General features: G+C 59.7%; 11 protein-coding genes and 1 pseudogene. 5 read left to right on the top strand and 7 right to left on the bottom strand.

Annotated features, from left to right (window positions below; translation table 11 throughout):
* The first annotated feature begins 50 nt into the window (after nucleotides 1–50).
* The 4 genes from N8H22_RS08885 (at nucleotide 51) to N8H22_RS08870 (ending at nucleotide 4,316) form a co-directional block, all read left to right on the top strand.
* On the top strand, nucleotides 51–1,358 hold the full coding sequence (locus N8H22_RS08885) for an amidohydrolase family protein (RefSeq protein WP_021207982.1): 1,308 nt from the start codon (nucleotides 51–53) through the stop codon (nucleotides 1,356–1,358).
* A gap of 67 nt (nucleotides 1,359–1,425) precedes the next feature.
* Nucleotides 1,426–2,346: a VOC family protein gene (locus tag N8H22_RS08880; RefSeq protein WP_021207983.1), complete on the top strand. Its 921-nt coding sequence runs from the start codon at nucleotides 1,426–1,428 to the stop codon at nucleotides 2,344–2,346.
* Between the two features lie 44 nt (nucleotides 2,347–2,390).
* A complete protein-coding gene (locus N8H22_RS08875) occupies nucleotides 2,391–3,974 on the top strand; it encodes an NAD(P)/FAD-dependent oxidoreductase (protein WP_021207984.1) in 1,584 nt (527 codons plus the stop codon).
* Between the two features lie 108 nt (nucleotides 3,975–4,082).
* Nucleotides 4,083–4,316, top strand: coding sequence for a hypothetical protein (locus N8H22_RS08870; protein ID WP_021207985.1), 234 nt, complete (start codon nucleotides 4,083–4,085; stop codon nucleotides 4,314–4,316).
* A 103-nt stretch (nucleotides 4,317–4,419) separates the two neighbouring features.
* Here the strand turns inward: N8H22_RS08870 and N8H22_RS08865 are convergent, their stop codons facing one another.
* From N8H22_RS08865 to N8H22_RS08845, 5 genes and pseudogenes are all read right to left on the bottom strand, one after another.
* Entirely contained in the window at nucleotides 4,420–4,776 is a 357-nt protein-coding gene (locus N8H22_RS08865) for a hypothetical protein (RefSeq protein ID WP_042928773.1), read from the bottom strand.
* A 66-nt stretch (nucleotides 4,777–4,842) separates the two neighbouring features.
* Complete coding sequence (locus N8H22_RS08860) at nucleotides 4,843–6,096, bottom strand: MFS transporter (RefSeq protein WP_042928772.1); 1,254 nt, start codon at nucleotides 6,094–6,096, stop codon at nucleotides 4,843–4,845.
* 46 nt (nucleotides 6,097–6,142) lie between these two features.
* Nucleotides 6,143–6,928: an SDR family oxidoreductase gene (locus N8H22_RS08855; protein ID WP_042928771.1), complete on the bottom strand. Its 786-nt coding sequence runs from the start codon at nucleotides 6,926–6,928 to the stop codon at nucleotides 6,143–6,145.
* A 71-nt stretch (nucleotides 6,929–6,999) separates the two neighbouring features.
* Nucleotides 7,000–8,031 carry a hypothetical protein gene (locus tag N8H22_RS08850; protein WP_042928770.1) on the bottom strand — a complete coding sequence of 344 codons (1,032 nt, stop codon included), beginning with the start codon at nucleotides 8,029–8,031 and terminating at the stop codon, nucleotides 7,000–7,002.
* Between the two features lie 50 nt (nucleotides 8,032–8,081).
* Nucleotides 8,082–9,357 (bottom strand): annotated as a pseudogene (locus N8H22_RS08845) (cytochrome P450).
* Between the two features lie 425 nt (nucleotides 9,358–9,782).
* Here N8H22_RS08845 and N8H22_RS08840 point away from each other — a divergent pair.
* Nucleotides 9,783–10,445, top strand: coding sequence for a TetR/AcrR family transcriptional regulator (locus tag N8H22_RS08840; protein ID WP_042928769.1), 663 nt, complete (start codon nucleotides 9,783–9,785; stop codon nucleotides 10,443–10,445).
* Nucleotides 10,446–10,485: 40 nt separating this feature from the next.
* Here the strand turns inward: N8H22_RS08840 and N8H22_RS08835 are convergent, their stop codons facing one another.
* Both N8H22_RS08835 and N8H22_RS08830 read right to left on the bottom strand, forming a co-directional pair.
* Nucleotides 10,486–12,087: an NAD(P)/FAD-dependent oxidoreductase gene (locus tag N8H22_RS08835; protein WP_264590182.1), complete on the bottom strand. Its 1,602-nt coding sequence runs from the start codon at nucleotides 12,085–12,087 to the stop codon at nucleotides 10,486–10,488.
* A 493-nt stretch (nucleotides 12,088–12,580) separates the two neighbouring features.
* Entirely contained in the window at nucleotides 12,581–13,399 is an 819-nt protein-coding gene (locus N8H22_RS08830; RefSeq protein WP_021207993.1) for an SDR family oxidoreductase, read from the bottom strand.
* Nucleotides 13,400–13,410 lie beyond the last annotated feature (11 nt).

The raw sequence follows: 13,410 nt of genomic DNA, 5'->3' as shown, positions 1-13,410 counted from the left end.
ACAGGGGTTAAGGCCGCAGCCACGGCGGCCAACCACGGAGAACAACAAGAATGAAACTCGAAGACATGATCCTAGTCAGCGTGGACGACCACGCCATCGAACCGGCCGGGGCTTTCGACCGCCACATGCCGGAGCGCTTCAAGGGCCGCCAGCCGCGAGTTGAGCAGCACGGCGGCCGCGACGTCTGGGTATTCGAAGGCCAGGCCACCGGCTACATGGGCCTCAACTCGGTGGTGGGCCGGCCCAAAGAGGAGTACGGCATGGAACCACTGGGCTACGAGCACATGCGCCGTGGCACCTGGGACATCAAGGCCCGGGTCGATGACATGAGCGCTAACGGCATCCTCGGCTCGATCTGCTTTCCGACCTTTCCTGGCTTCGCCGGCCAGCGGTTCCAGAACCACCCGGACCGCGCCGTATCCCTGGCGGCGATCCAGGCCTACAACGACTGGCACCTGCATGACTGGTGCAACGTCGCGCCGGGACGCTTCATCCCGCTGATGCTGGTGCCCTGGTGGGACATGCAGGCCGCCGCCGCCGAGGTCACCCGCCTGGCGAAACTCGGCGTGCATGCGCTATCGTTGTCTGACAATCCGGCGCTGCACGGTTTTCCTTCGATCCACAGCGATTACTGGGACCCACTGTGGAAAGCCTGCGCCGACAACAAAGTGGTGATCTGCTGCCACATCGGCACCGGCATCAAGGCCGAGCACGCCTCCGAGCTGTCGCCGATCGACGCCTGGATCACCTCCATGCCGATATCTATCGCCAACTCGGCGGCCGACTGGATCTGGGCACCGATGTGGAACAAGTTTCCCGACCTGCGCATGGCCCTGTCCGAAGGCGGCATCGGCTGGATTCCATATCTACTGGAACGCGCCGACTTCACCCACCGCCACCACCACGCCTGGACCAACGCCGACTTCGGCGGCAAGAAGCCCAGCGACATCTTCCGCAAGCACATCATCACCTGCTTCATCGAGGACGATTTCGGCCTGCGCAACTTGCCGGACGTGGGCGAGGACATGGTCACTTGGGAATGCGACTACCCGCACTCCGACTGCACCTGGCCGAATTCGCCGGAAGTGGCTTGGGAAAGCCTGCGCAAGCTCCCCGAGGCGACCATCGACAAGGTCACCCACCTCAACGCCATGCGTGAATTCTCATACGACCCGTTCCCCCTGCTCGGACGGGAAAACTGCACGGTCGGCGCGCTGCGCGCCCAGGCCACGCACGTCAATATCGAGCCCGCACTGGGCATGGGTGGGGCTGCGCCCAAGCGCGAAAAAGGCAAGCCGGTGACCTCCGGCGACATCAACGCGATGTTCGCCCACGCGGACGCCCAAACCGCGCTGTAGGAAAGGCCAAGGCGCCCTCCCGGGCAGGCTGGGAGGGGACGGCTCAAGACAACGACACGAGGCCAGCATGGACATCATCGGCATTGGCTACCTGGGCTTCGAAAGCCCGAACCTGGACGCCTGGCACGAGTACGCACCGCAGGTACTTGCCCTGGGGCTGGGCAACGCCCCGGCGGGCGACCCCGACTCCCTGTACCTGCGCAGCGACGACCGCCGCCACCGCATTGCCTTCCACCCCGGCCCCGTCGACCGCATCGCCTACATCGGCTGGGAAGCGCGCGGGCGACAAGCCTTCGACGCGGCGGTGGCACGCTTCTGCGACGCCGGCGTGGCCCTAGAGGTGGGTAACGCCGCCCTCTGCGAGATACGCGGCGTGCGCGAGCTGGTGCGGTTCCGCTGTCCGGCGGGCTACCGCCATGAACTGTTCTACGCGCAGAAATGGACGCCCCGCTCGTTCGTCCCCGGCCGTCCGCACGGCGGCTTCATCGCCGGCGAGCGCGGCGTAGGCCACATCGTCCTGATGACTCCGGATTACGGCCCGGAACTGGAAGCCTTCTTCATCGACCTGATGGGCTTTCACTGGTACGGCGCCGGCGCCGGCAAGGGCCGCACCGGCTTCTTCCGCGCCAAGCTCAACGACAAGACCAGCCATGACATCGCCTTCGGCCACGCTCCCGGCATGAAAGGCGTGCAACACATCGGGCTGTTTGTCAGAAGCCTGCGCGACCTCGGCGAAACCTACGACATCGTGCGCAAACGCGAGCTGCCGATGCAGATGACCCTCGGCCAGCACAGCCAGGATCCGCACGTTTCCTTCTACCACTTCAGCCCGTCCGGCTTCGCCGTGGAGTGCATCCACGAACTGCAGCCCTGGCACCACGACGGCTTTGAGCTGAACCCCGAGCACCTGAGCGTCTGGGGCCATGAGCGGGTCGGACCGATCCTTGGCCCCAGCGTCATGCCCGTGGAGCGCTACCCCGACGACTGAGCGCGCGAATCCAACACCAACATCGACAGAAAAAGGACAAGAAGATGAGCAAGACCTACGACATCGTCATCGCCGGTGGTGGCCACAACGGCCTGGTCGCCGCCTGCTATCTGGCCAAGGCCGGGCGCAGCGTGTGCGTGGTGGAAAAGAATGACAAGGTCGGCGGCGGGGTCATGACCCGCGAACTGACTGTGCCCGGCTTCAAACATGATGTCTGCTCGGTGGCACATACGCTGCTGCAAGCCAATCCGCTGCTGCGCAACGACGAACTGGAACTGAAAGCCAAGTTCGGCCTTACATACATCAATCCCGACAAGATGACCGCGATCTTTTACGACGACGGCAGCACTTTGGAGTTCTATACCGACCTGGAGCGTACCTGCCAGGCTATCGCCAAGTTCTCCGAGCGCGACGCCGACGCCTATCGTCGCTTCAACCATCAGGTATTTCAGAACCTCGACATGCTTGTCATGGGCATGTTCAATACGCCGCCCAGCGCCTCGCACCAGGCGTTGATGATGGAGCAGAGCCTCGTTGGCCAGGAACTGATGCGCACCCAGGCGATGAGCGCATGGGACTACATCAGTGAATGGTTCGAGAACGACAAGGTCAAGATCGCCCTGGCCCGCTATGCCTCCGAGGCGATGATGAATCCGTTCGATAACGGTACCGGCTTCGGCTTTTACATCATCCTGCCGCTGATGCACCGCTATGGTGTAGGCATCCCGGTCGGCGGCTCCGGCGCCTTTGCCGATGCCCTGCGCGCGTGCCTGGAGCATCATGGCGGCGAAGTGCGGACCGAAGCACCGGTCAAGCAATTTAAGATCGAGGGCGGCAAAGTCATTGGCGTAATCCTTGAGAGCGGCGAGGAGATCCTGGCCCGCCAGGGGGTGATCTCCACGCTGCACGCAAAGCAGGTGTTCCCCGACATGGTGCCCGGCTGCGAATTACCCGAAGGCTTCGAGCAGCGAATCCGCACCCTCAAGCACAGCAGCTTCCAGCCGTTCAACATGCACGTCGCCCTGCGCGAGGCACCGCGCTACAAGGTCGGCCCGGCGGTGGACGATTTCTTCTGGGTGGAGCGCTCGCATTCCGACCCAGAGGAGTTCGCCCGGGCCTTCCGCGATCTGGAGTACGGTATCCCGCGCCGCGACTTCATCGCGTACGTGACCCAGGACACCTACGACAAGACCCGCGCCCCTGAAGGCAGTCGCGTGCTCAACATGTACGCCTTCTGCCCCTACAACCTCAAGGGAGGTGCCCAGCGCTGGGACGACATCGGAAAAGAGGTGGCCCACTCCTTCCTCGACGACCTGCGCAAGCTCACCACCAACATGGACGACGACAACATCCTCGGCTTTTCCTGGATGACTCCGCTGGACATCGAACGCCACAACAACGCCATGATCGGCGCCGACATCCTGCACTTCGGCTCATACTCCTGGCAGATCGCCGGCAACCGACCAGCCCCTGGCTATGCCCAGTACAAGTCACCGGTCGAGGGACTCTATATGGCAGGCGCCAGTACACACCCGGGCGGCGGAGTAACCGCAGCATCCGGCCGCAACGTCGCACGCGTATTGCTGGAAGAATATGACTATGATTTCGACAAACTGGTCCAAGCATGAACCGTCGCCGACTAATCACTCCTGCCAGATACGCGCACCGTGTCTGCGAGGCACAGACAACGCATCGCCGCTGAGACGCGGTAATCTCGTCGGGGAGCGCTTTAAACGATGAAGATATTCAGCAAAGAAGGCGTGGAAATGATGGACATCAAGTCCATCTCCCGCGATGGCGAGCGATTGATAGTCAAAGGCAAGGTCATGGGCGCCATGAGCACTACCCTTCTGATCAAGCCGGAAGATTGCTGGCAAGCCGCTCGATTGCTAGGGTTGCGCGTGATTATGTACCTGCCGCTGCTGCTGCTAAAAGGGTACTGGTCGTTACGCAAAAAGGATGTAGCCTAAATATCGGGTTCGCAGAAACCAACCGAACAAAATTGGCGGAAAAACACAGACAAGGGGCGGCATCCCGCCTCTTGCTTGCTCATCAGCCTCTACACGGCTGATATCAGTTCTTGATGAAATAACGCACCCACAGCCTGCCGCCGTCGAAGCGGTACAGCTCAATGGTTTCGATACCACCATTACCGTCACGCATTGCGTTGTAGTGGTAGCACGCGGCCTCTTCACCGTTAATGATGGTTTCCCTGACTTCGATGCGGCAGCGCGGTTGTTGCTGCGCCCACATCCCTTCGAGGATTTCCCAAGAGTCCGTCGGCAGCGGTCGTCCCACGAATTCAATGCTCAGACCGCTACGAGTCACGCTGCGGTAATGCTCGAAAAAACCTTCCTTGTCGCCGTTGTTCCAGCACTCCACTTGGCCATGCAGGAAGCGTTCGATAGCTTGTTTTGCCTCGTCACTCATTTGATTTCCTCGTTTCGATGAAGGCAGCTGTACCCGCCGGTCATGGTTAAAGCCTGGGCAGTCGCCTCAGGCGGTTTGCTGTTGGCGGGCGCGATATGCCGGCTCCATCCTCAGCCAGAGCAAAATCGACGGGCCAACAATCGCGAAAACCAGACAGCTCGTCAGCACAGCGGAGTAACCGTCATAAAGCTCGAACAGGTAACCAAAAAGCATTGGCACCATGCCTGAGACAACGGTAATCAACCCCAAGTGCAGGCCGAATATGCGGGCGTAGTCCTTGAGTCCGAAATAGCGCGCCATCAGGAACGCCGCCAGGTCGAACTCAGCACCGGCACTCGCCCCGATGGTCAGCGTAGCCAACACCAACAGCGGCACGTTCTGGCCATCGGAAAACAGAAAGATGGCGCAGCCAACCGCCGGCAGAGCCAAGCTGATCGCGGCCACGAGCGATGGCGAATAGCGGTCTAGCAGATAGCCGACCAGCAGCCGCCCGACGATGATCGCGATGCCGAAGGTTCCGAAGACCTGAGCAGCCGTCTGCGCGCTCAAACCTGTGCCTTGAAGCATCGGCACCATATTGGTGACCATACCGACGGTAAGCGACACCGACAGAATCAACGCAACGTTGAAACCCCAGTAGGTTCCGGAACGCAGGGCTTGCTTATATGACATACCGGGCAGTTCAGTGCTTTTATTCTCTGCAGTCTGATTTCGGGCCACAGTCTCCGAGGGCAAGCGCAACCACAGCAACGACAGCGGCAAGGTCGCCAATAGCGGCATCGCACCCAGCGCGAAAAAACCCGCCTGCCAGCCGTACTCCGAAACGAGCCGCGCCACCAGCGGGGGCAAGACCATTGCCATCAGCCCAGTCCCGCAAAGAATGACCGCCAACGCCAGCCCCCGGTTCCTCTCAAACCACAGATTGACCAGCTGGGTCCAGGTGATCGCGATAGTCCCCGCGCACACGATCGGCATCAGAAAAAAAGCCAGGTACAACCAGCCGATCGAACCCTCGATTTGGGTGATCGCGAAATAGCCGATGATTTGCAGCACGATAGAAATGATGGCGACCCGTCGAAGCCCGAAGCGCCGGTACAGCGGGCCAACCAATTGAGTGGAAATGGCGACTCCGGCAAACAGGAACGTGATGGACGCTTGCAGATCGCCCCGGCTCCAGCCGAAGGCCTGTTCCAGCGGGATGACCATGGTCCCGAAGCCATAGAGCAACGCGGCGGTGATGCTGGTGCAGATGCCTACCAAACCAAGCAGCACGATGCGCCAGCCCTGCTTGAACTCATTTGTTTCGTTTGTCGATGTCATGACGAGACTCCTGGCGCACTCCGCGGGCGATGAATGGGTGACGTGGTTAGTGCCCCTTGAGTATTTCATCGATCGGCAGTGAGACCATGGTTGCGCCGCCGTCCACCAGCAGCGACGTGCCGGTTATGTAGGAGGCCTCGTTGGAGGTCAGAAACAGCACGGCATTAGCGATGTCCAGAGCCTGCCCGAGGCGCGCAACCGGGAAATGCTCAGCCAGCTTATGGGGCAGATCTTCGCCCAGCGCTTCGGTCATCCGGTCAGTGCCGATCAGGCCTGGCTCGACCACGTTGACCAGGATGTTCAACGGTCCGAACTCCACCGCCAGCCCGCGTGCGAAAGCGTTCATGAACGCCTTGCTCGAGCCATAACCGATCAGCATCGGCGTGTATTTGCGGTTGGCTTCGCCAGAAGAAATGAAAATGAGGCGACCTTTGTCCTTCGCTTTGGATAAATGCGGCGCGGCATCCTTAGCCAGCCAAAATAGCGATTGGACGTTGCTGCGCACGAGACGATCGATGCTGTCGTCAGTCATCTCGGCGATGAGTCCATGAGGGGCGTCAGCAGCGCAATGCACTACGATATCCAGCGCGCCGAATGCTTCCGCGCCGCCGTCGACCATCGTTTTTATCGCTGTTCGATCAGCGATATCGCCCCCGACCAAACAGGCACTGCCACCGAGCGCGGTGATCTGTTCAACGGTTTCTTCGCCGTATCTCGCTGTCCGGGCCGACACCACGATCTTGGCGCCCTGCTTGGCATATTCCAGGGCAATGGCGCGCCCCATGCCACGGCCGGCGCCTGTGATCAGCACTACTTTGTCGCGGAATTTCATCGCCGTTCCTCATTCTTATTTTTGTTCTTACGAAAGCCGCGATACTTTATGCGCCGCAGCCACCCGATTCGCTATCGGATATCCACGCCAGGGACGTTGCGCGCCGAGCCGTTGCGTCGGTCTGACTCGCCCCAGCCAAGCCAATGCGACGGCTCGCGGCTATCGCCCACCCGACGCCAGCGCCCTTCCTGCTGCGCGGTAACTGGAAAACCGCCAACGAAGTCGATCATTTCGCCCTTCTCGTCCGGCAGAAACTCCCATTCTTCCCTGCCCTCGATGACGATCTTCGCGGACTTGAGGAAATAGCTGCCGTCCTTGTGTTCGGTCTGGCCTTCAATATCAGTGGTGACGCGCACCTCACCTTTTTCATTGTTGAAAATCGCGTAACCGAGGTGGTCGTGGCCCACCATGAACGAGCCAGCATCCCAGCTGCCGTCCTCGTATACCGTGACAAAGGACCACCAGAGGACGTGCTTGTTGTTATTCACCACCAGATCTTTTTTGTAGTGAATGGCGCCCCCTTCAGCCATGTAAAACTGATCGAGTGCAATGGCGCCTTTCACCGGACGGCCCTCGACCACGCCAGCCACATCCCACAGCTGCGATACGTAGAACGTGCCCCACTCCACGCCCGGCAGATACCACTGCAACCCGGTAAGCAAACGACCTTCGAGCTGAAACAGCCCGTCTTCCTTCCAGGTTAACCGTTCACTATTGGCGGTGATTTCCCAGTGATTGCCTTGCTCTGCTGGTTGGTTCGTCCAACGCACGGTGTCGCCTTCCAAGGTCTGGACTGGCATGGGTGTAAGGGCCTGCAGCGCCATCTTGTCGAAATCCATGCGCAGGTTCTTACCGTCCACATGGTTGTTCAAGTATAAGAACTTGGTTGGGTTCGGCGTACCGTTTGGCGCCATCAGCGATCGGACGAAGGAATAGATATTGCCCTCTTCGTCACGGACAGAACCGAACGGCGAGCTCTTGCTCAGCTGCAGTCCAAAAAAACCGCGAGTACCGGCCATGGCGGCACCGGTCACCTTGTGCGGCCCCACCAGCTGCTGAAAGCCGAAGTCTCCGCGTTCTGGAATGGCGTTAAAGGTTCTCATGAGTTCCTCATTTTATTGTCGTGGCTAAAGTACAGGCATAGCCGAGGTGGTCAGTTCCAGATCACCGGGATTGAAGAGACGCCACGCGGTTGCGCACCGCTGATCACGGGCACGGGCTTGCTTGCATCACGGCGGATATTGGGAAAAAGGTCGAGAATCGCGTTGATCGTACAGGTCAGCTCGAGCTTGGCTACGAACTGCCCGATGCACATCTGCGGGCCGAACCCAGCCAAATGACGGCTTGGTCTTGCGGTCGATGTCGAACAAATCAGGGTTCTCGAACGCATCCTCGTCACGGTTGGCCGACACGACCATGCACTGAACGAACGAACCCTTGGGAATCTGCATGCCACCGATCTCGACATCCTTGGACGTCTCGCGAACCTTGAATGTGGCGACAGGCTCATCGCGCACGGTCTCGTCGATCAGCGCGGGTATCAGGTTGCAGTCCGCCCGGATGCGGTCGATCAGCCCCGGAGTGGTCATCATCAGGGTGATCACAGAGCTGCAGGTACGCGTCGTGGTTTCGCCCGCGGCTGGCAGCAATGAACGGACAAAGCTGGTGACCTCGTGGTCATCCAGCATCCGGCCCTCGTGCTCGGCGCGCAGCAACTGACCGATCAGATCATCGCCTTCACTACCTGCGGCGCGGCGCTGGAGAACGACTTCCATGATGGCATCATAAAACGCCTTCACTGCGATGCCCGCCTGGCGACGGGCCTCAGGGGCTTTTGCCGGATCGATCTGATTGCCACCGACCATAGCCAATGCCCAGGCCGCGTACTGGCGGTACTTCTCCGGATCGCCATCAGGGAAGCCCATCAACGCGTACATTTCACGGATCGGAAAGTTGAGCCCGAAGTCCATCAAATCGGCGCGCTTCTGTTCAACCATGAGCTCAAGAAAATGATGGCGGATCACGTAGTCAATCTTGTCGCGCCATTTGTTCACTGTTTGCGGCATGAAGGCTGGCTGCAACAGCGCGCGCACCCGCCGATGCTGCTCACCGTCCATGGCGAGAATGATCAGGCCATCGAAGAACGCGCCCAGTCCTTCAGCGATGAATCCGCTGGTGAAACTGGTCCCGTCCCGCAGGACAGCCATCCCGTCGCTGTACTGGAACAGGGTGAATGTAGGGCGCGTGCCCTGTTGCATTCCGGCGTTCGTCGGTACGCCAAACTGAGCCACGAAATCACCCTCGTATACGGGAGCGTTGTGGCGCATCTCCCGGCTGAGGGCGTGGATGTCCAGATCCGCGCCGCGGTACATTTCGGATACCGCCGAGTAAGCGATTTCCAGATCCATCGCGGTATTTTCGGTGCTCATCAAAACTCTCCGGCCATCGAACAGTGGGGAAGCGAGTTGCCGCGATGCGCTCCAATCCACCGATATTCCTGCCCGCGATGCACGAGCTCAGCGCAAATCGCCAAGCTGATCGCGAGCGTGCAAACCGGAATCAGGTCTTGCTGCGACCAATTCGCCTTAATTTGCAAAGGCTTCGATCAACACCGGTCGGATGGGGTTCGATTGGCATGACGCGTCTCTTGTTTTTATCGTTCACCGCACCAAAACTGTCCGATTCGGAAGCCAGGCGGCTAGTCCCTCACCCAAGTCAACATCAATCCGAACCATGGGCTGAACACTGAAATCGATGGTAGGCGCCTTTGCGGCAATACGTACTTCGATTCGTTTGACCCATGGTCAAACGAACGCCCATCCCCTGGCAGCGTTACGATAAGGAGAATAAGAACGTGAAGAGTCCGGAGCCGGCCGAGTCAGGCAAGCGCAACACTATGAACAAACTGTTAGCTGCCGCGCGCAACGAGTTCGGCAGCAAAGGGCTTGGCGGTGCGAGGGTGGAAACCATCGCGAAGGAAGCGGGCGTCACTAAGCAGCTGGTCTATCACTACTACGGCTCCAAGGAGAGTCTGTTCGTCGCGGTGCTCGATGAATCGTCTGAAAGCATCATGTCCGAGCTGGTAGCGCTGGAAATAGAGCAGCTGACGCCGCCCGCCGCGCTGCGAGCGATGCTTAACCGATTCTTCGACCAGTACTGCCACGACCCACTACTCGGCGCGCTGGCACTGGAGGGCATCCGTTACCACCATGCCCACGAGACCCCGCGCAACCGGTTCTTGGAAATGGCTCCGGGGCTAATTACCAAAGTCGATGACATCCTCCAGCGTGGCGCCGCCACGGGAGAATTCAAGAAGGAAATCAATCCAAGATTGCTTCTTGCCACAGCGGCGCTGGTCACCACCGGCTGGTTCACCAATCGTTATTCGATGTCGACCCTGACCGGACTGAATACCGCCTCACCCGAGGGCATGGCAATCTGGCGGCAACATTCGGCGGATTTCATCCTGGCGGGTATCTCGGTTGCGCCTGGATGTGAAGTACAGGCGCCCCGATAGCGATCCAGAGAAACCCGCATGCGCAGGACGCGCAGCTTGTTCAACTCCCGTATTTGCTTACCTTGGCCAAGTATCTGGCTACGCGCTTGGCCGCGAGACGCCCCGCCATGCCGTTTACACCTCCGCCCGGATGGATGCCGGCACTGCCAAGGTAAAGACCTTCCACTGGCAAGATATTGCCGCCCAGTCCATGGGCTGGACGCATGGTGCTGGAGCGCAGGGTGGTGGTATCGATATGCACTACGCAGCCATTCACCGTATTTAAACGCGCGGTGAAGTCAGGTGCAGCCTCGATTCGCCGGCCGATGATGTTGCCCTTGAGCCCCTCGACATATTCCGAAGCCTGATCGATTATCTGATCGGCTACACGCTCTCTTATAGCGTCCCAACCTTCCACGGGATTGACCGGCATCACTGGCGGATATATGTATAAAACGTCCTGACCTGCGGGTGCCTGGGACGGGTCCGCCGCGCTGGGAGCTGCCATAGTGATGTAGGGAAGCGTCGGCACTTCACCTCGTATGGAGGCTGCAAAGTTCTCCAGCACGGCCTCCTCGGTACCTATCAGCAGACAGGTGTTGCGTAGGTCAACTCCATCGCCTCTGGCCGCCTCATACCGGGGCACCGATATTTGCCCGCTCAAAGCGACATCCACTTTCAACGGACCGGAGCCTTTGGCGTTGGCCGGTGCCATCGCGATACGCGTCAACAGATAGGACGGAATTTCGCCCGTGCTGACCATTTCCAGCGCCACTTTGGGATGACAGCCGGCTATCACCGCGCGCCCCGTGAATTCGCGGCCGTCGACCAACCGCACGCCCTTGACCCGACCGCCAGCCGAGACGATCTCAGCAACCGATGCGCTGACCAATACTTGGCCACCGAGCTCTTCAAGCCGTGCCTGCATGGCGTTGCTCAGCTTCTGCATCCCCCCCATAACCCGACCAACGCCGAAGCGATGAAGGAAGCCCAGCAACGCGTAATAGATGCCGCCGCCATCGGCGCTTATATCGCCCGCGAGCCCGGTCAGCGCGCACATCGCCGATATCGTCACGGGATGCTCGAAGCGTTCACGGGCGGCTTGATGAGCCGAGCCGGTCATCAGCGCCATCAGCTCGGGTTTGAGCTTGCGGTTCTTCAGCGCAGAGCCTATGACCTTGAACTTGGCCCCCAGATTCAGTTCGGCCGGGTCTGCGCGCATCATCGGCAACGCGATGTCCAGGAACATGTCGATCACGTCCATAAATTTGAGAAATGCCGCTGCGTCAGCTTCGCTGTAGCGCCTGATTTCCGCTGCAGTTCTGTTACGGTCTCGCCAGAAGATTAGCGATGTACCGTCCGGATGCAGGTAGACATAACCCGGCGTCAGCTCTATCGATCTGAACCCGTGCCGTTCGAGATTAAGTTCCTTCGGAACATGAGCGTGAACCCGCATTGACATCATGTCCAGTGCACAGGGATGGACGAGATGCTGGGGCGCCTCGGGGATCAAGTATCCCGAGGAAGCCATTCCGCCGACTTTGTCCAGGGCTTCAAGCACCAGTACCTTCTTGCCTTCCAGCCCCAGATAGCAGCCCGCTGACAAGCCGTTCGTGCCGCCGCCGACGATGATGACGTCGAAATCTGTATTTTTATTATTCATTCTTTGTTGGTCCTATCGGATTCCAACAACATTTGCCCAACGCAAAAGCCGTTGCAATCCACTTGCAAGAGTTCGGTTTAGAGCCGCAACATCGGGCAACGTGAACGCGACTGCCCACTCGGCAAAGCCAGGAAAATCGCGTTCAAGCAAGACGGTCAACGGTTTGTCTGTTGCCCATATCTTGGCGCTGAGCAGCACCCTAGCAACAAACGTCACCGGGCAACCCGGCATCCGTTTTACCAACGGTAAAAGAGTCGTAGAGCAGCGACGTGCAATACATTTTCAATAGGACGAGCAGCCCGCAGGCGAGAAATAGAAAACCAAAGCCGCGTCCAGCCCCGCTTTCGAGCAAGCTCGCGCCTACCAAAGGGGCAGCGCGGGTAACCTGCCGTATATGCAGCGCAGCCTGAAACGGCCTTCGCGCGCGGACGGTGTCTGAAATGACGATCGACGGAACGCCCGGCTCCCCTTACGTGGGCCGGGCGATCGGTACTTACATGCCTGTTCGCCCCATCTTTTCAAACAGGGCTCGCATGGCTACGAGGGAAGGCGTGTGGCTACTAAAACCACCGTCTGCGACGAGCGTTGTACCGGTCACGAACGAGGATTCGTCAGAGGCCAGGAACGCGACCACATCGGCAATCTGTCTAGGCGTGCCCAGTTCGGCCGTGCAATGGTTGTCACGCATGATTTCCAGCAGCGGCGCGGGCATTTCGTGCTGCGGTGCGAGGCCGATCTGCACTGCATTGCCACGGATCCCTTGCTTACCGTATTGAGACGCGACCAGGCGCGGAAGCATCATCAGCGCCGCTTTGGAGGTCGCATAGCCAGTCAGCGACATGTCGCCCTGCATCCCCAACCCGGAGGTGGCGAAAATGATCGAGCCTTTGCCCTGCTCCAGCATCACCGGAATGACGTATTTGGTGCAGAGCACGGAGCCACGCAGATTTACCGCTATAGCGCGGTCGAACGCTTCCATATCCAGGTTGGCCAGATCACGGTCCCGCTGGCGTTGGTCGGCGTTCAGCACGGCCGCATTGTTGTGCAGTACATCGATCCGACCAAATTTCTCCATTACCTGGGCAATCACCGCCTTGACGTCTTCCTCGGAAGAGACATCGGCGCGAAAGCCTTGGGTTGGCATGCCTTGCGCCGATATCAACTCCGCCACTCGGTTGGCGGCGTCGCCGTCGACATCTACTACCGCGACAGAAGCGCCGTGCTCGGCCAGCACCCGAGCGCACTCGGCGCCCAGCCCGTTGCCACCACCGGTGACGATCGCAACACGCCCCGCCAGCTTGCCCATACTCATCTGGTGTTCCT

It is taken from the genome of Stutzerimonas sp. S1, assembly GCF_025966695.1.
Taxonomy (GTDB): Bacteria; Pseudomonadota; Gammaproteobacteria; order Pseudomonadales; family Pseudomonadaceae; genus Stutzerimonas.
The sequence above is the reverse complement of the archived record's forward strand: the minus strand, read 5'-3'. Positions and strand labels throughout refer to the sequence as shown.